The sequence below is a fragment of the Altibacter lentus genome (genome assembly GCF_000746845.1).
Lineage (GTDB): Bacteria > Bacteroidota > Bacteroidia > Flavobacteriales > Flavobacteriaceae > Altibacter > Altibacter lentus.
Map to the genome: position 1 here is coordinate 1,725,510 of NZ_KN050846.1, position 21,953 is coordinate 1,747,462.

General features: G+C 41.9%; 18 protein-coding genes and 1 tRNA gene. 9 read left to right on the forward strand and 10 right to left on the reverse strand.

Annotated elements, in window-relative coordinates:
• Positions 1 to 6 precede the first annotated feature (6 nt).
• The 3 genes from JS40_RS08000 to JS40_RS08010 are packed head-to-tail and all read right to left on the reverse strand — an operon-like array spanning position 7 to position 1,879.
• On the reverse strand, positions 7 to 630 hold the full coding sequence (locus JS40_RS08000; protein WP_034259708.1) for an ExbD/TolR family protein: 624 nt from the start codon (positions 628 to 630) through the stop codon (positions 7 to 9).
• Complete coding sequence (locus JS40_RS08005) at positions 630 to 1,055, reverse strand: hypothetical protein (protein ID WP_034259711.1); 426 nt, start codon at positions 1,053 to 1,055, stop codon at positions 630 to 632. Before JS40_RS08005 ends, JS40_RS08000 begins: the two co-directional genes overlap by 1 nt.
• A gap of 17 nt (positions 1,056 to 1,072) precedes the next feature.
• Entirely contained in the window at positions 1,073 to 1,879 is an 807-nt protein-coding gene (locus tag JS40_RS08010; protein ID WP_034259713.1) for a MotA/TolQ/ExbB proton channel family protein, read from the reverse strand.
• Between the two features lie 360 nt (positions 1,880 to 2,239).
• On the opposite strand from JS40_RS08010, the gene JS40_RS15460 reads away from it, so the two are divergent.
• Positions 2,240 to 2,416, forward strand: coding sequence for a hypothetical protein (locus tag JS40_RS15460; protein WP_160172960.1), 177 nt, complete (start codon positions 2,240 to 2,242; stop codon positions 2,414 to 2,416).
• Between the two features lie 118 nt (positions 2,417 to 2,534).
• Here the strand turns inward: JS40_RS15460 and JS40_RS08015 are convergent.
• From JS40_RS08015 to JS40_RS08025, 3 genes are all read right to left on the reverse strand, one after another.
• A tRNA-Ser gene (locus tag JS40_RS08015) sits at positions 2,535 to 2,622 on the reverse strand.
• 82 nt (positions 2,623 to 2,704) lie between these two features.
• A complete protein-coding gene (locus JS40_RS08020) occupies positions 2,705 to 3,733 on the reverse strand; it encodes an asparaginase (RefSeq protein ID WP_034259716.1) in 1,029 nt (342 codons plus the stop codon).
• Positions 3,734 to 3,757: 24 nt separating this feature from the next.
• Positions 3,758 to 4,522, reverse strand: a complete 765-nt coding sequence (locus JS40_RS08025) for a TatD family hydrolase (protein WP_034259719.1) — start codon at positions 4,520 to 4,522, stop codon at positions 3,758 to 3,760.
• Between the two features lie 49 nt (positions 4,523 to 4,571).
• Between JS40_RS08025 and JS40_RS08030 the strand changes: the two genes are divergently transcribed.
• The 3 genes from JS40_RS08030 to JS40_RS08040 all read left to right on the forward strand — a co-directional run bounded on the left by JS40_RS08030 (position 4,572) and on the right by JS40_RS08040 (position 7,731).
• Positions 4,572 to 5,006, forward strand: coding sequence for a retropepsin-like aspartic protease (locus tag JS40_RS08030; protein WP_034262262.1), 435 nt, complete (start codon positions 4,572 to 4,574; stop codon positions 5,004 to 5,006).
• A gap of 74 nt (positions 5,007 to 5,080) precedes the next feature.
• On the forward strand, positions 5,081 to 7,099 hold the full coding sequence (locus tag JS40_RS08035; protein WP_034259722.1) for an ATP-binding protein: 2,019 nt from the start codon (positions 5,081 to 5,083) through the stop codon (positions 7,097 to 7,099).
• On the forward strand, positions 7,099 to 7,731 hold the full coding sequence (locus tag JS40_RS08040) for a response regulator (RefSeq protein WP_034259723.1): 633 nt from the start codon (positions 7,099 to 7,101) through the stop codon (positions 7,729 to 7,731). Before JS40_RS08035 ends, JS40_RS08040 begins: the two co-directional genes overlap by 1 nt.
• Before the next feature lie 304 nt (positions 7,732 to 8,035).
• Here the strand turns inward: JS40_RS08040 and odhB are convergent, their stop codons facing one another.
• The gene (gene odhB, locus JS40_RS08045) at positions 8,036 to 9,340 is read right to left on the reverse strand and encodes a 2-oxoglutarate dehydrogenase complex dihydrolipoyllysine-residue succinyltransferase (RefSeq protein WP_034259724.1); all 1,305 of its coding nucleotides are present in this window, start codon (positions 9,338 to 9,340) and stop codon (positions 8,036 to 8,038) included.
• Positions 9,341 to 9,374: 34 nt separating this feature from the next.
• Complete coding sequence (locus JS40_RS08050; protein ID WP_034259726.1) at positions 9,375 to 12,125, reverse strand: 2-oxoglutarate dehydrogenase E1 component; 2,751 nt, start codon at positions 12,123 to 12,125, stop codon at positions 9,375 to 9,377.
• Between the two features lie 112 nt (positions 12,126 to 12,237).
• Here JS40_RS08050 and JS40_RS08055 point away from each other — a divergent pair, with 112 nt between their 5' ends.
• Positions 12,238 to 12,768: a hypothetical protein gene (locus tag JS40_RS08055; protein ID WP_034259728.1), complete on the forward strand. Its 531-nt coding sequence runs from the start codon at positions 12,238 to 12,240 to the stop codon at positions 12,766 to 12,768.
• On the opposite strand, the gene JS40_RS08060 is transcribed toward JS40_RS08055, so the two are convergent.
• Positions 12,765 to 13,739 carry a polyprenyl synthetase family protein gene (locus tag JS40_RS08060; protein WP_034259730.1) on the reverse strand — a complete coding sequence of 325 codons (975 nt, stop codon included), beginning with the start codon at positions 13,737 to 13,739 and terminating at the stop codon, positions 12,765 to 12,767. The two genes, JS40_RS08055 and JS40_RS08060, sit on opposite strands and share 4 nt — an antisense overlap.
• 167 nt (positions 13,740 to 13,906) lie before the next feature.
• On the opposite strand from JS40_RS08060, the gene JS40_RS08065 reads away from it, so the two are divergent.
• Genes JS40_RS08065 through JS40_RS08080 form a run of 4 tightly spaced genes read left to right on the forward strand, consistent with a single transcriptional unit; the run spans position 13,907 to position 20,577 of the window.
• The gene (locus tag JS40_RS08065; RefSeq protein ID WP_034259731.1) at positions 13,907 to 14,512 is read left to right on the forward strand and encodes a TetR/AcrR family transcriptional regulator; all 606 of its coding nucleotides are present in this window, start codon (positions 13,907 to 13,909) and stop codon (positions 14,510 to 14,512) included.
• Positions 14,512 to 15,870 (forward strand): TolC family protein, encoded by a 1,359-nt coding sequence (locus JS40_RS08070; RefSeq protein ID WP_034259732.1) that lies wholly within the window; start codon positions 14,512 to 14,514, stop codon positions 15,868 to 15,870. Before JS40_RS08065 ends, JS40_RS08070 begins: the two co-directional genes overlap by 1 nt.
• Positions 15,871 to 15,896: 26 nt before the next feature.
• On the forward strand, positions 15,897 to 17,075 hold the full coding sequence (locus tag JS40_RS08075; RefSeq protein WP_034259733.1) for an efflux RND transporter periplasmic adaptor subunit: 1,179 nt from the start codon (positions 15,897 to 15,899) through the stop codon (positions 17,073 to 17,075).
• Positions 17,068 to 20,577 (forward strand): efflux RND transporter permease subunit, encoded by a 3,510-nt coding sequence (locus JS40_RS08080; protein WP_034259735.1) that lies wholly within the window; start codon positions 17,068 to 17,070, stop codon positions 20,575 to 20,577. The genes JS40_RS08075 and JS40_RS08080 overlap by 8 nt, the downstream gene beginning before the upstream one ends.
• Positions 20,578 to 20,631: 54 nt before the next feature.
• Here the strand turns inward: JS40_RS08080 and JS40_RS08085 are convergent, their stop codons facing one another.
• Positions 20,632 to 21,939: a RagB/SusD family nutrient uptake outer membrane protein gene (locus JS40_RS08085; protein ID WP_034259737.1), complete on the reverse strand. Its 1,308-nt coding sequence runs from the start codon at positions 21,937 to 21,939 to the stop codon at positions 20,632 to 20,634.
• Positions 21,940 to 21,953 lie beyond the last annotated feature (14 nt).

Here is a 21,953-nt window from a genome sequence, read left to right on the forward strand (position 1 = left end):
TATTGTTTATTGTCCTTGCTTCTTTGGTTGCGCTTCAGACAGTTTCATAGGGAACATTTGTTGTATATTCTCTAGTTTTTCCTGCACAGCCTCTTCATCTCCTTGAAAACTTCCTTCGTCGATTGCTTTCTTAACCTCGGTAAATTTCCAACCGTAAAGACGCTGCGATTCTCTGTCTCTTAAAAAATTATATGCCGCTACCAATTCATTCTGAACAGCGATATACATCTTATAGGAGGTCAATCGGTCATTTTGAACGGAGATAACTGCCTTATCAGGATTGTCTGAGGACGCAGGATCTCGCTGTCCTTTACAGTAACTGCAATACAAAGGATCTCCTGCCGGTGCACCACCGTTGTCCAAAAAGGCGATAGCTGCCTGTCGGAGGTCTTTAAGGTCCATTAATTCTTCCTCAACAAGCAATTGATCGCTCTTGTTCACATTCACTACAAACAAGTTCTTTTGCTTGATGATAACATCTTCCGGCTCCACTTCTTCCATGGGTGGCAACTGTCTCGCAATCCCCTTGTCTTTTTCAATGGTGGTTGTCACCAGGAAAAAAATAAGTAGTAGGAAAGCGATGTCTGCCATAGACCCCGCATTGACTTCGGGTGTTGCTCTTCTTGCCATTATTTTGAAACTTTTTTGATTCCGCTAAAGATCATTGCACCAACAGCTAACACAGCCATGATGTAAAAGACATACAGTCCAGTAGATACCCATTTCGAACCACTGGCTGAAAGCATTTGACCATCTTTAAGTTCTGTCTCGGTGCCATCGGCAAGGACATAAGAAATAATAACGATCAAAAGAAAAGCTCCAATGGAGATAAGTGTGTTTTTCACGTTACCTGAAAAGACACCCTTAAGTACGAATACCAGAACAAACGCCAGTGTTATCGCTAAGGTAATATACGCAATGTATAAATATCCGTCTACACCCTCACCCGTTTGAGTCACCACATCTCCTCCTTTTGAAAGGATCATGGCTAGAAACACGATACCGGCCAGACTTAGCAGTATTGCTACTATTTTTAAAATTTTATGTAAACCCATTCTATTGGTTTTTATAATTATCTTTTGTTTTTGTAGTCTACGAGCATATCTATCAAGGTGATAGATGCATCTTCCATACTGTTCACAATACTATCGATCTTTGCAATAATATAGTTGTAGAAGATTTGTAGGATAATAGCAACAATTAGACCAAATACTGTGGTCAATAATGCTACTTTAATACCTCCGGCTACCAAGGAAGGGTTCATGTCTCCTGCTGCTTCAATCTTATCGAATGCTAAGATCATACCAATTACCGTACCCATGAAACCAAGCATAGGCGCCAAGGCAATAAACAAGGAGATCCAAGAAACGTTCTTTTCCAATTGACCCATTTGTACTCCTCCATATGCAATTACCGCCTTTTCGGCAGCATCGATACTCTCGTCTGCGCGATCTAATCCTTGGTAGTAAATAGAAGCAACCGGCCCTTTTGTATTTCTACAAACTTCCTTCGCCGCTTCGATTCCACCGCTGTTAAGAGCATCTTCAACGTTCTCGGCTAATTTTTGAGTGTTGGTGGTAGAAAGATTTAAATAGATGATTCTCTCGATAGCAATTGCCAACCCTAGAATTAAACAAAGAAGAACGATTCCCATAAATTCCGGGCCTCCTTCAATAAAACGTTGTTTCAATTCCTGATGCCATCCTAAAGACTCTTCGGAAGCTGCCGCTGCTTCTTCCTCCTGAATAATAGTTACAGTGGCCGCCGTTACCAAGCTCTGTACATTAGTAGGCAGAGTTTGTGCAGCTGTTGCATTTGCGTTCATGGATCCCGCAAAAACGAATGCAGAAATCGCCAAAATAGAAAATAATTTTTTCATTGCTATCGACTTAAAGTTTGATTTTAGTTAAAGGTTTAAAGATATAAAATAATTTAGTTAATCTCCAAGAATAAAATTTGTTCTACGCCCGTAATCACTATAATTTCGAGGTAATGCCTTCAATATAAGTTGAAACGTAATCTAAAGAGACAAAGTACACTAATTTTGTCGTTTTTACTCCTAATTTTAGGCTAATTTCTTTAGGCGCGCTCTTACACGAAGTTCAAGCTGTCACATTTTAAAGAGCTAACCCACGTTTCAAGATGCATGACGCATTGTTTTTTAGCGCTTTCTATTTGAAATATAGACATCCTAATACTGAGCATCCGCTGTGCGGCTTTCATTTGCTCGTGCAAAAATTTGCTGAAGCAAGCTTCGATGGGAGTATCGCTTCGCCTTCGGCGAACCGATGATCCCAAATTAAAATGCTGGCAATACATTAATGAGCATCCGCTGCGCGGCTTTCATTTGCTCGTGCAAAAATTTGCTGAAGCAAGCTTCGATGGGAGTATCGCTTCGCTTTCGGCGAACCGATGATCCCAAATTAAAATGCTGGCAATACATTAATGAGCATCCGCTGCGCGGCTTTCATTTGCTCGTGCAAAAATTTGCTGAAGCAAGCTTCGACAAATTTTCTTACTCGCAAATGTATTCGCAGAGAGGAAGGGATTCGAACCCTCGATACGCTTTTGGCGTATACACACTTTCCAGGCGTGCGCCTTCGACCACTCGGCCACCTCTCTATTTCCTTCATTTGACGGTCTCGCCAAAGGGGTGGCAAATAACAAAAAAAAACGGGTCAAAACAACTATTTCGACTGTTAATTTATATCATTTCACCCCGCAAGGAAGTTTCAAAAATTGTTTTGAAACTCTTAGGAGAAACCTTCTGACCTAACAGATACATCAACTTTGCTATCGCAGCTTCGGTCGTGCAATCTTTCGCAGAAATAACTCCCATCCTTTTAAGTTCGATACTTGTTTCATACATGCCCATGGCCACACTTCCACCCGAACACTGTGTTACATTTATTACAGGAATCCCCTTTGCGATCAAACGCTTCAATGCGCTAATGAACCATTGTTCGTTAGTAACGTTACCGCTACCGTAGGTCTCGAGCACAAGTCCTTTTATTTCAGGATAACTAAACAGGTGTGAAATCGTCGTTTCATCAATGCCCGGGAACATCTTTACCAAAAGGATGTTCGATTCCATCGCTTTATGAACACGTAATTTCTTTCTTCTATTGGGCCGGTATAATGCTTCATTATTAATAACAAGGTTTACCCCGCTTTCAATCAGTGCAGGATAGTTTAAGGATGCAAAAGCTTCAAAATGTTCGGCATTGATCTTGGTTGTTCTGTTAGCACGGTATAATTTATATTCAAAATAAAGGCATACCTCAGCGATCTTAGAATGGCCCTTCTCACGCAACGCTGCGATTTGAATGGATGTAATTAGATTCTCCTTTGCGTCTGTGCGCAAATCTCCAATAGGCAACTGAGAACCCGTAAAGACAACCGGCTTGCTCAAATTCTCTAACATGAAACTAAGTGCAGATGCGGTGTACGACATGGTGTCACTTCCGTGTAAGACTACAAAACCATCAAAATCCTCATAGCGTTCCTCAATGATCGTGGCAATATCTGCCCAATAGCCGGGATTCATATTGGAGCTGTCTATGGGCTGCTTGAAACTTGTTGTTGCAATGGTACAGTCCAGCAGTTTTAATTCGGGGATGTGTTTTAAAAGGTCTTTGAAATTAAAGTTGCGTAAGGTACCGGTTTCAAAATCCTTGATCATTCCAATGGTTCCGCCCGTATATATTAGGAGTATGTTCGCTTTGGTATCCATAGGCTAGTAAACTGTTATATTCTTTTATATTCCGAAGACTTCTTTCGAATTGGCTGTTGTAACGGCTGCGACCTCTGCTTCAGAACATTGGTAGAGCGCTGCCACTTTCTTACATATTAATGAAAGATAGCTGCTTTCGTTGCGTTTTCCTCTGTGTGGTGCCGGCGCCAGATACGGGGCATCTGTTTCTAATACGATGTGTTTTAGATCGATCTGATTCAAGAACGTATCTACTTTACCATTCTTAAAGGTAACAACGCCTCCTATTCCTAGCTTCATATTATAAGAGATCGCTTGATGGGCTTGCTTTAAAGTCCCTGTAAAGCAGTGAAAAATTCCGAACAAATCATCATCCTTCTCTGTTTCCAAGACTTCAAAGATCTCGTCGAATGCCTCTCTGCAATGGATCACAATGGGGAGCTTGTATTTTTTGGCGAGCTGTATTTGATGCCGAAAAGCTTTTTTTTGAAGTTCTAGTGTAGAGGTATCCCAATACAAGTCTATTCCAATTTCCCCTACGGCATAGAACCTCCTTTTTTGGAACTGGGCTTCGACATGACGAAGTTCCGCTGCTACATCTTCCTTCACCGAAGTAGGGTGCAGCCCCATCATTAAGAACACCGTTTCGGGGTGATTCTGCTCCAAAGTATACATCGCTTCGGTATATGTGCTATCGATGGCCGGTATAAAAAACCTTTTCACACCTGCACCAATGGCACGCTCCATCATTGCATCACGGTCTTCTTGGAAAGCCTCACTATATAAATGAGTGTGGGTATCTGTCAACATGTTGGCAAAGCTAACTATTTTGTTCCCTATCTTTGAAAAAAATTGTGGAATGCAGCTAAGAAATTTATTAGAAACCAAAGGTTTTTACAGAGTTCCTTTGAAAAAACTGAAATCGGGACATTATTGCTTTCAAGTTCAAATTAATAAAAATTCGGGGGTCTTTATTCTGGACAGTGGGGCTTCCACAAGCTGTATTGGTTTTGAGAGTATCGATTACTTTCAACTAAATAATGAAGAAAGTGATGTAACGGCAGCCGGAGCAGGTGCCGTTAATATGAAGACTGAAGTGGCACGTAACAATCATATAATCATTGGCCTTTGGTCTACAAAGAAGGTGGATTTTGTATTGTTCGACCTCTCTCATGTAAACGAAGCCCTGCGACAAGTGGAGGAAGGGCCGGTTCATGGGATTATAGGTGCCGATTTTTTAAAAGATGCTAGAGCAGTGATCGATTATGGTCGAAATTGTCTGTATGTCAAGTAGAAAAAGCGTAATATTAACAGTTTACTTTAAAAAAACTTGTTACTTTTAAATATTACCTAACGACCTAACGAATTTTGATTAAACTCCTGGCTCTTCTCGTCATTAGCTTTTTATACCCTTATTTGGGGTATTCGCAGGATATTGGGTATTACCAAAAGGCTGCGGATACAGCAAGTGACCCCCTAATAAAACTGGAAATGCTGGATTCGGTTATTATAAATTCATTTCGCAGAAAAGACGACGACAATTTTGTACAATACAGTCTGGAATATATAGATCTGGCGAAGGATCTCGACAGTATCGAGCAGGCCGCTCGCAAGGCCATGAACCTGCAATTCATTTTAACCAATAAAAAAAATAAGCCCAGGAAAGCCGTTTCAGTTATCAATGGTGTCTTGGCTCATAAGTATAAAATTAAAGATAGTTTTTTGTTGGGAGGGTTGTATCTTAAAAGAGGTGGTGCCAACTACCGTATAGACCTTAAAGAGGCGATCGAAGACTACACCCTGGCTTTAGAAAATTTCTCCAAAGAAGACGACTCTATTTATGTGGCAGACGCGTATCTCTTTAGAGGGCAGGCGTATTCCAACTTGGGAAATTTTGTTCCGGCAGGAGAAAGCTATAGAAAAGCATACGATTATTACGAGGCACTAAAGGATTATCCCTATATGGTACATGCACAGCAGGGGATTATTACCATGTTCAGCATGAACGGATTCTATGAGAAAGCCCTTGAAGAGCGTGAAAACATCATTAAAAAACTTCAGGACCTTCAACTCAACGATTATATCGCTTTAGAATATTACAATCAGGCCCTCGATTTTAAGAAGATGGGAGAGAAAGAGCTTCAGCTGGAATACCTCAACAAAGCGGTTGCCATTTTAGACCAATCTTCTTCCGAAGAACGTGATCTTCTTCAATCAATTTATGTTCATGCAAAACTAGTAGAGTATTACGCCACCGAGAAAGACATTGAAAAAGCCACCGAGCAAATGAGACTCTTGCAAAAGTGGTTTGTTAACATAGACGACCTCAACACTCAGGTTAGTTTTTACGGAGCGCTGGCTCACTATCATTTTGCCTTGGGAGAGCTGGATGTCGCTCTAAAATACGCAAACCTAAAACTGGCGGGTTCCAAATCCTATAATTATATGGACGCGATCCTGGACTCATATAGCTTGTTGGCCAAGATCTATGCCGCAAAAGGAGATTATAAGAAAAGCCTGGAAAGCCGCGATGCGTACACGTCCATAAGCGATTCTATCTACAACCGAAGCACTGCGAACGCTTTGGCCTATTACCAAACGCTTTACGAAACCGAAAAGAACGAAAAGGAACTGGTTGAAAAGAACACAAATATTCAGTTATTGGAAAAAGACAATGAGGCCTTTAAAAAAGTCGTCGCCTTTTCAAGTTTGGCCGTACTGCTGCTCTTTGGATTGATCCTGCTTTTCAGAAATCAACAAAATCTAAAGAACAACAAAGACCTTCAGGAAAAATTCAGCCAGAAATTATTGGTCTCTCAGGAAGAAGAACGAAAAAGAATTTCTAAAGACCTGCACGACGGTCTTGGGCAGCGCCTGCTCCTGTTAAAGAACAAGGTTGTTTCCAATGGTGATGACGATACCAAAAAAATGGTCGACAGTGCCATTGATGAAGTGCGTACTATATCCCGGGATCTACATCCCTTCCAGCTTCAGGAGATGGGGATCACCAAGGCAATTCAGCATACACTCACCCAGATCGATGAGAACACCACGCTTTTTATCTCTTCGGAAATAGATAATATAGACAACTTGTTTACCCCAGAACAAGAGGTGAACATATACCGGATCGTACAGGAGAGTTTGAACAATGTGATAAAACATGCCAGAGCTGAAGCGAGTAAGGTTTCCATCAAGAAACTAACCAACAATATTGTTATCTCTATTCGCGATAATGGCATAGGTTTCGATTTTGCCGAAAAATTTCAAGACACACGCTCACTTGGATTAAAGACATTACTTGAGCGAACCAAATTCTTAAAAGGTCAAATGAAAGTGCAATCCAAGATCAATGGTGGGACCACTTTAGAGTTTCAATTTCCCGTATAATGAAAAAGGACACCATCATTATTGCAGACGATCATCCGCTTTTGTTGAAAGGGCTGAATGATTTTTTGGCGGAAAAAAAGTACAATATAATTGGAAGTGGAAATAACGGGCGCGAAGCGTATAATCTTATCACCAAATTAAGTCCGGACATTGCCATTTTAGACATTCAAATGCCGTTTATGTCGGGCTTGGAAATTGCACAAAAATGTAAAACGAATTGTTTTGACACAAAGATTATTCTTATCACTCTTCACAAAGAGAAGGAATTGTATGAACAGGCTCAAGATCTAAATATCTTTGGTTATGTACTTAAAGAATTTGCGTTGGAAGAAATTGAAACGTGTATTAAAATGGTTTCTGAAGGCAATCCATTCTTTAGTCCGAAGATAAAGGAACTCTTGGGCGATCACAATGCAGAGAATGAGGCTTTGAAAGACTTGACCCCTTCAGAAAAAAAGATATTAAAACTAATAGCCAACGACAAAACCAATAAAGAGATCGCCTCCCTTCTTTTTATTTCGTATCGAACCGTCGAGAAACACCGAAGCAATATTATCTCAAAACTTGCTTTGGAACATAAGACCAACAGCCTCCTTATTTGGGCAAAAGAGCATCACGATAAGCTTATATAACTGTTGTTTTTCAATTATTTATCGAATTTACGTGTTTACACGTATTTCAAATTTGTCAATAATTTCTCACTTTTACCATATGAAAGATTCGATATTGATAAGCGAAGAAAGACATAAGAAGGATCGGAGCAAAAGAGTTGTTGTGGTTCTTCTGGTCATTTTCATCGTCGCCATCGTCTTACTGAACCTTATAAATTATTTTGTTTCTTATAAATAAGTTTTTGATTAGAGTTTCAACTAACTAATCTAATGAAAAAACCCGGTGCATTTGCATCGGGTTTTTTATATAAGGTGTGCCTAATATCTACAATTCCAAGGCCTTCTTTATGTCATTATTCATAAGCAGTTCTGTAGGATTTTCCAGTGCTTCTTTTACGGCCACCAAGAATCCAACAGACTCTCTTCCATCGATAATTCTGTGGTCATAGGAAAGTGCTACAAACATCACAGGCGCAATGGCAATTGCCCCATCCCTTACTACGGCACGTTCTACAATATTGTGCATGCCAAGGATACCTGATTGCGGCGGATTGATGATTGGGGTCGATAACATACTGCCAAAGACACCCCCATTGGAGATGGTAAAGGTCCCTCCTGTCATTTCATCGACAGTGATCTGCCCGTCACGTGCACGAATCGCCAATCGTTTTACTTCGGCTTCTACGCCTCTAAAGGTGAGATTCTCTGCATTGCGAATTACCGGAACCATAAGTCCCTTTGGACCCGACACTGCAATAGAAATATCCTTAAAATCATGTTTTATCTGGTAGTCTCCATCGATCATAGAGTTAACATCCGGGTACAGATTCAGGGCACGGACAACCGCCAGAGTGAAAAAGGACATAAAGCCTAAGCTCACGCCGTGTTTTTCCTTGAACTTCTCTTTGTATTCCTCACGAATTTCAAAAATGGCCCCCATGTCTACTTCATTGAACGTGGTAAGCATAGCTGTCTCGTTCTTAGCTGCCACTAATCGCTCTGCTACTTTACGACGAAGCATGGATAGTTTTTTGCGTTCCGTTCCACGTCCTCCTGCACCCGGTGTTCCCATGGACGGCGTTGCGTTTTCGGCATCGCTTTTCGTAATCCTTCCATCTCTGCCGGATCCTTTTACAGTAGAAGCATCCATCCCTTTTTCAGAAAGGATTTTCTTGGCAGCAGGTGAGGGCGTGCCCGTTGCATAAGTCTTTGTATCCTGCGCCTGTGATTGCGTCGAGGGCTTAGAAGGTGTTTCGGTTTTAGGTGCTGCTTTCTCTCCAGTGTCCTTTTGCTGGGCATGCTGCTTATCGATGTCCGGTCCAGCATTTTCTCCACCGGATTCATCACCCGGGTTTTTATAGGTCTCTACTTCTTCCTTACCGTCAGGTCGTGCCGCTTCAGTATCAATTAAACAAACAACATCGCCTACGGCCACGGCATCCCCTTCTTCCGCCTTTAGTGTAATAATTCCACTGGCTTCGGCAGGAAGCTCTAAGGTCGCTTTATCACTATCTACCTCTGCAATGGCTTGGTCCTTTTCCACCCAATCGCCATCGGCAACGAGCCATTGTGCTATTTCTACTTCGGTTATGGATTCTCCCGGAGACGGGACTTTCATTTCTAATGCCATAATATGTCTATTTTCCTTAAAGGAGTTTTTATTTTTATTCTACTTCGCGATTGAAAACACTTTCGATCACCTTAGCGTGACGCAATTTTGAACGGACACTGCTTCCAGAGGCAGGTGCTGCATACATTTTTCTACTGCACACTCTAAAATTCTTGGCTTCTTCAAAATGCATCAACACATGAGCATACGCCCCCATGTTTCTGGGTTCCTCTTGGGCCCAAACCACATCCTGAGCGTTCTTGTATTTTTTAATGATCGCTTTCATGCCCTCTGTAGGTAATGGGAATAATTGTTCTACCCGCACTAGGGCAACGTCCATACGATCTAATTCTTCTCTTTTTTCAAGAAGATCATAATAAAATTTCCCACTTACAAAAACCAACGATGTAACCGAAGCAACCTTCACCTCGGAATCATCAATGATCGTCTGGAAAGAACCGTTGGCAAGTTCTTCTTTGGTTGAAACTACCTTGGGGTGTCTTAACAAACTCTTTGGCGTAAATACAATAAGCGGTTTGCGATACTGTACTTTCATCTGTCTGCGTAGTAAATGATACATGTTGGCAGGGGTCGTACAATCTGCTACAAACATATTATCCTTTGCACATAATTGAAGATAACGTTCCATTCTTGCCGAGGAATGTTCGGCGCCTTGTCCTTCATATCCATGAGGCAACAACAACACCAATCCATTTTGAAGTTTCCATTTATCTTCAGCAGCAGAGATATATTGGTCGATCATGATCTGGGCTCCATTGCTAAAGTCTCCAAACTGTGCCTCCCATAAAGTGAGCGTTTTTGGACTTGCCATTGCATATCCATAATCAAATCCTACAACGCCGAATTCAGATAACAACGAGTTATAAATATAAAAATCTCCCTGCTCCCCTTTTAGTTCGTTCAATAATACGATTTCTTCTTCACTCTCCTCCACTTTAAGAACAGCGTGGCGGTGTGAAAACGTTCCCCGCTCTACATCCTGACCGCTCATACGTACATCATGGCCTTCCTTTAAAAGGGTACCATAGGCCAATAATTCTCCCATGGCCCAATCCAGCTTATTGTCCTCAAAGTACATAGTATGTCTCGCTTCAATAAGTTTGGAGATCTTTCGGAGGAATTTCTTATCCTTAGGCAATTGTGTGATCACCTTAGCAATTTCAGTAAGAGTATCCAGATCGACGCGAGTGTCGACCTCTTCCATCATCTTATCCTCTTCGGCATAAATGTACCCTTGCCACTCATCCTGCATAAATGCCGTGATCTCGGTCTTTTCTTCCTTTCTGGAATCTTCAAGGTTTTCCTCCAGCTTGTCTTTGTACTCTTGTTCTAATTTTGCAGTATATCCTTCGTCAATAAGACCTTCTTTAAACAACTTTTCGGCATAGATATCCCGTGGATTATTGTGTTTGGCAATTGCCTTATAGAGTTTTGGTTGCGTAAATCTGGGCTCGTCTCCTTCATTGTGACCATACTTTCGATATCCTAACAGGTCGATAAATACATCACGGCCAAATTCCATTCTAAAATCCAGAGCGAACAACATGGCATGAACTACTGCCTCGGCATCGTCGGCATTCACATGCAGCACGGGCGACAAAGTTACTTTCCCGACGTCGGTACAATAGGTAGAGGATCTCGCATCCAAATAATTGGTGGTAAAACCTATTTGATTATTCACAACAATATGTATGGTCCCTCCTGTTTTGTATCCATCCAGTTGTGCCATTTGAATGATCTCATAGACCAGTCCTTGTCCGGCGATGGCGGCGTCCCCGTGTACTATAATAGGTAAAACTGCTTTAGGATTATCTTTATGGTGATCGTCCTGTTTCGCACGTGCGATCCCTTGCACGACCGCTCCTACTGTCTCCAGGTGGGAGGGGTTTGGCGCAATATTCAAGTTGATTTCCTTTCCGGAATTACTTTTCCGTTTTGAGGTCCAACCCAAATGGTACTTCACATCCCCATCGAATATATCTTGGGCATAGTCTTTCCCATCGAATTCGCTAAAGATGTTCTTGGCACTTTTCCCAAAGATATTGGTCAATGTACTAAGACGGCCCCTGTGTGCCATTCCCATAACAAACTCTTCCACACCTTGCTCTGCCGCGCCTTCGATTAAAGCGTCCAATGCCGGGATCAAGCTTTCCCCTCCTTCGAGTGAAAACCGCTTCTGACCCACATATTTCGTGTGTAAGAAAGTCTCGAAAGAGACAGCTTCGTTTAATTTCTTGAGAATATGTTTTTTCTGTTCCGAAGAGAATTTTGGCTGATTATCGTTAACATTGAGCTTCTTTTGGATCCATTCAATCTCTTCCGGTTTCCGAATGTACATATATTCGATCCCGATAGAATCGCAGTAAATACTTTTTAAATGACGAATGATCTCTTCTAATGTGGTTTCACCTATCCCCAGGACTTCTCCCGCTTTAAAAGAGGTATTGAGATCGCCTTCCGAAAGTCCGAAATTCTCTATATCAAGAGTAGGGGTATATTTCCTGCGTTCCCGAACCGGATTGGTCTTGGTGAACAAATGTCCGCGGGTTCGGTATCCATCAATTAGTTTAAGAACTTGAAATTCTTTAAGTACTTTTTGAGACCCGTCTGTCCCCTCCTGCTCAATTCCCAATGCTTCCAAAGAACCATTCTCGATCCCAAAATCGAACCCCTGAAAAAAGGCACGCCAACTAGGCTCGATACTGTCTGGAAATTGTAAATATTTATCGTAGAGTTCTGCGATATACGCCGGGTGAACCGCATTGAGAAATGAAAATCTATCCATAATAGGAATAAAATGGTCTTTTTACTAAAAACGTTACAAAAGTACAACAAATCCATAAACTACCTGATTGGAATGTATATATTTATAATAGAAAAGTCTTAAATATTTCCTAATGAAAATTGCCTTTAAAACGACCCACTACGGCTTACTTCTAACTGCTTTAACATTGCTGATTTGCCTCCCAATATCCGCCCAAGAAGAACCTCCTTCATTTTGGTCTCAGGTACGTTATGGAGGCGGTCTGGGATTAAGCTTTGGAAATGGATTTTTTGGAGGAACGATCGCTCCCAGTGCTATTTACCAATTCGATGATCAATTTGCTTTGGGCGTGGGAACGACTTTTACCTATAACTCCCAAAAAAATCGTTATAATACCACGATCGTTGGCGGGAGCCTAATTGGACTCTACAATGTAATTCCGGAGATACAATTATCGACGGAACTTGAAGCATTGAACGTTTCCCGCTCCTACGATGCCGGCTTGGGTATAGCCAATGATCTGTATTGGTATCCTGCCTTGTTTTTTGGTGCCGGATTTCGGGCAGGTAATTTTACTGCCGGAATTCGGTATGATGTGTTATACGATGAAGAAAAAAGCATCTACGCCAACCCCTGGCTTCCTTTTGTAAGAGTATATTTTTAAACGGTTCGCTGCATCAACCAATCGCCAAAGGCACGCAGTGTTTGTTTTTTTTCTTCCGAAAGCTGAATGGTCTCCAGCACTTCATACGCCTTATTGGTATAGATTTCTATTTCTTTCTGAATGGCTTCGGCGGCACCGGAAATCTCAAAGATCCCCTTCACGGTCTCTATCTTATCCGAAGGATCTGCAGGAGAAATACTGTATAAATGCTGCAAGGCTTCCGCTTCCGAAGCAACACTTAGTGAAACAGCCGTTAAGTATAAAAATGTCTTTTTATTTGTAATAATATCGCCCCCAGGCTGCTTCCCAAAGGTCTTTGGGTTCCCAAAGACATCCAGATAATCATCTTGCAATTGAAAAGCGATTCCCAGATTGCGTCCAAAAGCGTAGATCGCATCCTTGCAGCCTTCTGAAGCATTTGCTACTATGGCTCCCATTTTCATCGCGGCACCCAGCAATACTGCGGTTTTATAGTCGATCATTTGAATGTATTCTGAAAGGGTCACATCGTCTCTGGTTTCGAAATCGACATCGTATTGCTGACCTTCACAAACTTCAAGTGCCGTCTTACTGAACAGCTTTGCCAATTCCTGAAAAAGAGGCGCTTCGTATTCTTCAAACAATTGATAGGCCAGGATCAACATGGCATCACCGGAAAGGATGCCCGTATTGAGGTCCCATTTCTCATGCACGGTTTGCTTGCTTCTGCGCAAGGGTGCATCGTCCATGATGTCATCATGGATCAAGGAAAAGTTGTGGAATAATTCTACCGCCAGGGCCGCATTCATCGCCTTGTTAAAATCAGTTCCGAAGAAATCACAGGTGAGCAGCGTTAATATGGGACGCAATCGTTTCCCGCCTAAGGATATAATATAATGAATAGGTTCGTACAATTGCACGGGTTCCTTAACTCCAACCGCAGTTTGTAATTGTTTCTCGAGAGCCTGACTGTATTCCTTTAATACCTCCATTCAAAAAAATAATTTGTCGCTAAAATACGAGTTGATGCTGAGAACAAACATAAATAAATGATAAAATGAATTAGTAAAGCTCGCTCGAGTGTAATGTTAAATAATTGTAAAACTTTGGAAACTTTAATTGTTTTTATAGTTTCCTCGTTGTACATTTGCCGTCGATTATGAAAGAAAAAATTATTCAAAAAGCATCAGAATTGTTCTTGAACCTTGGTTTTAAGAGTGTTACTATGGACGATATCGCTAATGAAATGGGCATATCCAAGAAAACGATCTATACACACTTTAATAATAAAACCGAACTGGTTCTTGAAGCAGTACTCGCTGTTTTTCATGAGATCACCTGTGGGATTGATCATATACAGGCTTTGCAAAAAAATCCTATTGAAGAACTTTACGAAATAAAGAAGTTCGCTTTACAGCAGCTCAAGAATGAAAAATCCTCGCCTCAATATCAATTACAAAAGTACTATCCCGAAATTTATGCAACATTAAAGCAGCGACAGTTCGAAAAAATGGCCGATTGCACCCTGAGCAACCTAAAACGTGGCGTTGCCATGGGACTGTACCGTGAAAATCTGGATATTGAATTTGTTTCACGTATCTATTTTATTGGTGTGAGTGGCATTAAGGATGATCAATTATTCCCTATGTCGCAGTTTCCAAAAGCCAAGCTTATGGAGGATTATCTGGAATATCACCTTAGAGGGATTGTAACAGCTAACGGACTTAAAATTCTCAATCAATTTATAAATCAACAGACTAACTAATGAAGTATCTTTTCATCCTACCTGCTTTTTTGCTGCTCCATACTTTTGGATCTGCACAACAGAGCGAAACCTATAGTTTTAATTTGCAGGAAGCGATCACCTTTGCCTTAGACAGCAATTATACGGCTATAAATGCACGGCGTGATATTGCAAAAGCCATTAAGCAAAAATGGGAAACGACCGCCAGCGGACTGCCTCAAATTAGTGCAGATATTGCCTATCAAAATAACTTGAAGCAACCCGTGACATTAATTCCGGGAGAGATAGCCGGTGGGGAACCCGGCACCTTCGTGCCTGTTACCTTTGGCACCAAGCAAAATGCTTCGGCCACAGCTACTCTCAATCAACTTATCTTCGATGGCAGCTACCTGGTTGGTTTACAAGCAGCGCGTGCTTTTTTGGATTATTCTGAAAATGCTTCAGAAAAAACCAATTTGGAAGTGAGAAAAGGTGTGATCAATGCCTACGGAAGTGTGTTGCTTTCCGAAGAACTCATTGCCATCTTCGAAAAAAACAAAACCACGCTCGAAAAGAATCTTTTTGAAACCCGAAAGATCTACGAGAATGGACTCACCGAGGAAGAGAGCGTAGAGCAATTGGAAGTAACATTACTCGATATTGAAACACAATTAAACAATGCTCAGCGCAGTGCAAGCATTGCTCGGCAAATGTTTAATGTAGCTTTGGGAATTGATGTGTCTGCCATTGTGATCTTTGAAGATTCTTTAGATCAACTTGCTCAGGAATACACTCAATTAGGATTTCTGGACCGTTCTCTGAACGTTGAAGAGAATGTAGATTATAAGATCGCATACAATCTAACAGAGCAACGATCCCTAGAGCTCAAATTGGAAAAAAGCAAGGCGTTGCCTCGTATTTCGGCTTTTTTAAATTATGGAACCATGGCCAACAGCAACGATTTTACCTTTTTCGATAACGACCAACGCTGGTTCCAGTCGTCTGTTCTGGGTGTAAACATGAACATCCCTATTTTTAGTAGTGGGATGCGAGCAGCAAGGACACAACGTGCTAAAATAGCTTTGGACCAGGCAGAGACGCAATTGGAGCAAACCATCCAAACCGTGAGGCTGGAAGTGAACTCGGCTAAGAGCAATTACCAATTCGCCATTGAAAATTACGAGAACGCAAAGAAGAACCTTTCGCTGGCCGAACGCATCGAAGGAAAGAATCAAGTAAAGTTTACCGAAGGGCTTAGTACGAGTTTTGATCTTCGGCAGGCACAGACACAGCTCTATACTGCGCAACAACAATATTTTCAAGCCATGCTTGAAGTAATCAATACCAAGGCAAATTTAGAAACCTTGTTGAATACACCGCAATTAAAATCATTAGAATAAACCAATCACACTGAAAACAAAAACCCATGAAAAAATTATTCATACTACTTGTAACTGCCTTGGCCATTACCTCTTGTGGGGGTGATTCGAAATCGGTGGAAAGCATTGTCGAATCCGGAAACTTGGAAGAGATCCGTGCAAAGCGGGAAGAGATCGTGCTTCAACAACAAGAGATCAACCAGCAGCTAGACCAGATCGATGCCGCATTGTCTCGATTGGATACGGTAAAAAAACTTCCATTAGTTACAGCTTTTGCTGCCAAGCAGGAAACCTTCGATCACTATTTGGAACTTCAGGGGAGCGTTGAGACTAAGAAAAATATCCTTTTATACCCCGAATATTCCGGCCTGCTCACCCGTGTCTATGTAAAAGAAGGGCAACGTGTCTCTTCGGGTCAATTACTCGCATCGATTGACGATGGAGGGCTTTCCCAGCAGTTGGCACAAATGGAAGTGCAAGCCGATCTTGCTAAAACTACTTTCGAACGTCAACAGCGGTTGTGGGAACAAAAGATAGGCAGTGAGATCGCATATCTACAGGCAAAAGCGAACTATGAAGGACAGCAAAAGATGGTGAATCAACTGCGGTCTCAAGTGGCAAAAACAAATATTCGTGCTCCCTTTTCCGGGATTATTGACGATGTATTGACCGAACAGGGAACTGTGGTTTCTGCGGGGCAAACTTCCGTTTTCCGACTTGTTAATCTTGGTGATATGTATATTCAAGCCGACGTTCCGGAAGGATATCTGCCAAATATTTCAGAAAATAAAGATGTCGAGGTCTATTTCCCTGTATTAGGCGAAAAAGTAACGACCAAGGTTGCCCAAGTTGGGAATTACATTAACCCCAACAACCGCACGTTTAAGATAGAGATCAATGTTCCCAATAAGAATGGAACGATTAAACCCAACCTAACAGCCAAGGTAAAGATCAACGATTATACAAATCCCGAAGCCATTCTGGTGCCTCAAAGTGTTATTTCAGAAAATGCCAACGGTGAGCAGTATGTCTATGTCACGACCACAACAGCGGCTTCCAATGAAGCGATCGCAAAACGTGTGATCGTAGAAACGGGTAAAACTCAGGGAGATTATGTGGAAGTACTTAAAGGTTTAAAGGATGGCGACACCATTATAAAAGAAGGAGCCCGTAGTGTAAAAGATGGACAATTAGTCGAACTTAAAAGTGTAGAGAACAATGAGTAAGAAGCAAAAGAGTGTCGATAAAGAGTTTCGTCTTTCGTCTTGGGCGATCGATAATAAAACGACCATATATGTAATGATCGGGATTATTCTGGTGTTAGGTTTTTCGGCCTATAGCAGTATGCCCCGTGAGAGTTTTCCCGAAATAAAGGAAACCAAGATCTACATTAGTACCCCGTATCCCGGAAATACTGCCGAGGACATTGAGCGCCTTATCGTTGATCCTTTGGAGGATAAGTTGAAGAACATAAGTAATGTGGTAGAGATTATCTCAACCTCACAAGAAGATTACGGAATTATAACAGTTGAATTCGATGAAGACATAGCTGTCGAAGAAGCCAAACAAAAGGTAAAGGATGAAGTAGACAGTGAAAAAGCCAGTGAAGATTGGCCCACCTTTAACAATGCCAAGGTAGAACCAAATGTCTTTGACCTTAATTTTTCTGAAGAAGCTCCCATAAGTAACATTAATATTAAAGGGAATTATCCTACTGAAAAACTGAAAGAATTTGCCGAATATTTAGAAGATGAGATCGAGGACCTTCCTGAGATCAAACAAGCCGATATTCGTGGCGCCCAAGACAAGGAAGTAGAAGTTGCCGTTGATATTTATAAAATGATGGCCGCGCAAGTGAGCTTCGACGATGTTATCAATACCATTCGAAATGGGAACATGACGCTTTCGGCCGGGAATCTGGTAACCAGTGGCCAACGAAGAACCATTCGAATATTAGGAGAGGTAGAACAACCGCACCAATTAAATGACTTTGTAGTAAAATCGCAGGACGGTGCTGTTTATTTAAAGGATATCGCCACTGTTCGATTTAAGGAAGAAGAGAAGACCACCTATGCCCGCGAATTTGGGGAAGGCGTTGTCATGCTGGACGTGAAGAAACGTGCCGGAAAGAACATGGTGGAAGCAGCTCAAAAGATAGAGAAGATCGTAGCCGACGCAACAGCGAACGTGTTTCCTTCAGATGTTGAAGTCACCATCGCTAACGACCAGTCGGTAAAGACCATAAACCAGGTTGATGATTTAGTGAACAATATTATTTTCGGGATCATTCTGGTGGTCACCGTGTTAATGTTCTTTTTAGGGTTTAGGAATGCACTGTTTGTAGGATTTGCGATCCCTATGTCCATGTTCATGTCGTTTATGATCCTTTCGGCATTAGGTTACACCATGAACACCATGATCCTGTTCGCATTGATCATGGGATTGGGAATGCTCGTGGATAACGGTATCGTGGTTGTAGAGAATGTATATAGGTTGATGGACGAAGAAGGTATGTCCCGCATTCAAGCTGCAAAGAAGGGGATTGGAGAGATCGCCTTCCCTATTATTATTTCAACAGCGACCACCGTGGCGGCTTTCGTTCCTTTGGGAATGTGGCCCGGTGTTATGGGTGAATTCATGATCTATTTTCCTATCACCCTTTCGGTAGTACTGGGGTCGTCATTGTTTGTCGCTATCTTTTTTAATTCGATGTTGGTATCTCAGTTCATGGAGACCGGAGAAAAAGAACTAAGCCGAAAACAACTCATCCGACTTTCCATCATTTTGGGAGGTATTGGTCTTCTTATCTCTCTATTTGGCGGTGAGATGAGCGCCCTTGGAAACTTAATGATCCTCGTAGCGCTGCTTTTCTGGATCTATAAATATTTTCTGAAGCGTTGGGCTATCTATTTTCAGCGAAACCTTTTGACTAGACTGGAAAACAGGTATAAACAATTCCTAGAATTCGCACTTACCGGTTGGCGGGCGGGTGCTTTTGTGGGAGGTACATTTTTACTGCTCATCGTTGTGTTCGGACTTTTTGGAGCCTCGGTTGCAAGTCAGCGTACCAGCGTGGAATTCTTTCCCGATAATAAACCCAACCAAATAATCGTGTATATAGAATATCCTCAAGGAACGGATATTGAGAAAACCAATGAGATCACTAAGGACATAGAGACCCGTGTCTATGACGTGCTCAATGCGCCTCGTTATATGGACGACGGTTATAACTTTATGGTGGAATCTGCCGTATCTCAAGTAGGAGAAGGTGCCGGAAATCCTCAAACCGATGGTGGTTCGGCGGCAGAAATGCCTCATCGTGGTAAGATCACAGCTACCATGCGGGAGTATAAATTCCGAAGAGGAGAAGACAGTGAAGCCCTTCGCAAGCAAGTACAGGAAACCCTTAAAGGGATCTATCCGGGAGTGGCTATTTCAGTAGAAAAAGATGCCGCAGGTCCTCCTGTAGGATACCCTATCAATATTGAAATTGAGGGAAGTGATTATGATGAATTGATACAAGTGGCCGAACGGATGCGAAATTTTATCAACTCCCGAAATATTGCAGGTATCGACGAACTCAAGATTGATGTCAACAAGGGGAAACCGGCCATGCAGGTGTATGTTGACAGAGAAAAAGCAGGGGAACTTGGTGTGTCTGCAGGACAAGTTGGAAATCAACTGCGACGTTCCTTATTTGGAGAAAAAGCCGGTGTCTATAAGAATGATGGTGAAGATTATGACATCTATGTGCGTTTTAATGAAGAAAATAAATACAACAAAAGTGCGCTCTTTAATCAAAACATCACATTTCGGGATCAGGCAACCGGAAAGATCAAGGAGATCCCGGTTTCGGCAGTAACAACACAAAAGAATACCTCTTCTTTTAGTGCTATAAAACACAGGGACACAAAACGGGTGGTTACCGTATATTCTGCATTAGAAGCGGGTTATACCGATGCCGGTGCTATTGTGAGCCAGATCCAAACCGAGATGGCGAATTTTGAGGAATTACCCAAGAGTGTGTCGATCGATTATACCGGTCAAATAGAAGAGCAAAACAAGCAAATGGCCTTTCTTATGGGCGCCTTCTTCTCGGGGCTGGGGTTGATCATGCTTATATTGATCTTTCAATTCAGTTCTATCTCGAAACCCACCATAATCATGATCGCCATTTTCTTGAGCTTTATTGGGGTCTTTGGAGGTATCCTTCTTACAGGCGCCTCTTTTGTGATCATGATGACCATGATGGGTATTATTTCGTTGGCAGGGATCGTGGTAAACAATGGTGTAGTGCTCTTGGATTACACCCAGTTGCTCATAGACAGACGCATGGTAGAATTGAAGATGGACGATTCAGAATTACTTCCAAAAGAAGAAGTGAAGGACATTATTATTAAAGGAGGAAAAGCGCGTTTACGTCCTGTGATCCTAACGGCGATCACCACAGTATTAGGACTTATCCCTCTTGCCATTGGATTTAACATCGACTTCTTTTCACTCTTTTCTGAATTCGATCCCAAGATCTATTTTGGTGGTGATAACGTGATCTTTTGGGGACCATTAGCATGGTCTGTGATCTACGGATTGATCATTGCGACCTTCTTGACATTGATTATTGTTCCTGTGTTATTCTACATAGTGCACAAGGCGAAGCTGCGAATTCGAAACTGGCGTTCAAAACCTAAAACCGAAGTACCTATACCTGCCGATTCTTCGGCTGTGTAATAAAAAAACCCTTTCCGATGGAAAGGGTTTTCTTTTTATATAATAGGTGGATTCCTACTGATTTTCAGTTAACGGAATCGGGAATTGTTCAAAAATAGCATCTCCCGCCCTATCGATAGGCAGCACTCCTAATCTATTGAATCGACGAAGATCGATCCATCGATGTCCTCCTTCAGCAAACAACGAATACCTGCGGTTGTATAAGATCTCATCCACAAGGTCTGCAGGAGCTGTTCCGCCGGTATACGGATCCAGACCGGCTGCTGTTCTAACAACGTCTATGGCTGCCACTGCAACTGCAGGATTTGAGATGTGGTTAGCTTCAGCATAAAGAAGTAACAACTCCTCGTTTCGAATAATTGCCACAGGATCCTCATTACTTTGATAAACGAACACATCGTAAGATCCTGTTAGGTTATCGGATGTAAGCGGTTCATCCCGAAGTACCGCCTTGTTCACTCTATCATCTCCAGGCAAAGCATCATTTATAAATGTGGGATGTGCTATGCGTGCATTCGCGACAGTAGAATTGAGCGCGAAAAATAAGGGGTTCGTCATGTCTGCTCCTGTTAAAGAGAAAGTGAAATATACCCCCTTATCCAAATTTCCGCTAAGATCCATAAATGAATTTTGAAGCAGGGAATTTGCCGAAGCATAGTTTCCTCTGTACACCTCAACTCTCGCTGCTAAAGCTCTGTTGAACTGCAAAAAATCTGAAGGCGTTGATGCAATTGCAAAACCTGAAGGGATCGAGAAAGGAAATTCGCCACCTCCATTTGAAAGATCTGCAGCAGCATCGGACAACATCTGAAAAATCGTTGTTAATGCTTCTTCATAAGGCACAAAAGGTCCTAAGTTATCGGGATCCGAAACATCAATTCGAATTCCATTCTTGTACTGATGGTTTAACACCATCAATAACTCATGCGCTTTTAGCGTGTTCGCAAATCCACGAGTGGCTGCGATCTCTTGATTCGAAAAATCGGCCGTGGTATTCTCCAAACCAGTTAACAGCAGGTTGATGTCCTTAATGGTCGCATATCTGGCGGCATACGGATTCGTGGTATAGAATGTATTGTTGTCCAAAACACCTGTCAACAAATCGGCGGTCCAGCGAGGATCTGAACTTTGTATCCTCCAATATTCGCGTCCAGCTACAGACATGGCATCGACTTGCGTTCCAAGTCTTTCACGCATGTCAGACAGGGCACCTCCCATAGCCTCCTGTAGTTCCCCCCTGGAGAGGTCATCACTTACCGTGTCGGTAGTGGGTCCATTTAAATTCTGACCTTCTTCTACCTCACAAGAAACTGTGATTAGACCGGTAAGAATAAGTGTTAGAAATATCTTTATAATTTTCATAAGGTTATTTTTTT

Coding starts and splice junctions, on each gene's coding strand:
- JS40_RS08010 (WP_034259713.1), bottom strand. CDS start 1,879: ATGAAAAAATTATTTTCTATTTTGGCGATTTCTGCATTCGTTTTTGCG.
- JS40_RS08060 (WP_034259730.1), bottom strand. CDS start 13,739: ATGGAGGTATTAAAGGAATACAGTCAGGCTCTCGAGAAACAATTACAA.
- JS40_RS08075 (WP_034259733.1), top strand. CDS start 15,897: ATGAAAAAATTATTCATACTACTTGTAACTGCCTTGGCCATTACCTCT.
- JS40_RS08080 (WP_034259735.1), top strand. CDS start 17,068: ATGAGTAAGAAGCAAAAGAGTGTCGATAAAGAGTTTCGTCTTTCGTCT.
- JS40_RS08065 (WP_034259731.1), top strand. CDS start 13,907: ATGAAAGAAAAAATTATTCAAAAAGCATCAGAATTGTTCTTGAACCTT.
- JS40_RS08020 (WP_034259716.1), bottom strand. CDS start 3,733: ATGGATACCAAAGCGAACATACTCCTAATATATACGGGCGGAACCATT.
- JS40_RS08055 (WP_034259728.1), top strand. CDS start 12,238: ATGAAAATTGCCTTTAAAACGACCCACTACGGCTTACTTCTAACTGCT.
- JS40_RS08070 (WP_034259732.1), top strand. CDS start 14,512: ATGAAGTATCTTTTCATCCTACCTGCTTTTTTGCTGCTCCATACTTTT.
- JS40_RS08030 (WP_034262262.1), top strand. CDS start 4,572: ATGCAGCTAAGAAATTTATTAGAAACCAAAGGTTTTTACAGAGTTCCT.
- JS40_RS08040 (WP_034259723.1), top strand. CDS start 7,099: ATGAAAAAGGACACCATCATTATTGCAGACGATCATCCGCTTTTGTTG.
- JS40_RS08005 (WP_034259711.1), bottom strand. CDS start 1,055: ATGGGTTTACATAAAATTTTAAAAATAGTAGCAATACTGCTAAGTCTG.
- JS40_RS08000 (WP_034259708.1), bottom strand. CDS start 630: ATGGCAAGAAGAGCAACACCCGAAGTCAATGCGGGGTCTATGGCAGAC.
- JS40_RS08025 (WP_034259719.1), bottom strand. CDS start 4,522: ATGTTGACAGATACCCACACTCATTTATATAGTGAGGCTTTCCAAGAA.
- JS40_RS08050 (WP_034259726.1), bottom strand. CDS start 12,125: ATGGATAGATTTTCATTTCTCAATGCGGTTCACCCGGCGTATATCGCA.
- JS40_RS08085 (WP_034259737.1), bottom strand. CDS start 21,939: ATGAAAATTATAAAGATATTTCTAACACTTATTCTTACCGGTCTAATC.
- odhB (WP_034259724.1), bottom strand. CDS start 9,340: ATGGCATTAGAAATGAAAGTCCCGTCTCCGGGAGAATCCATAACCGAA.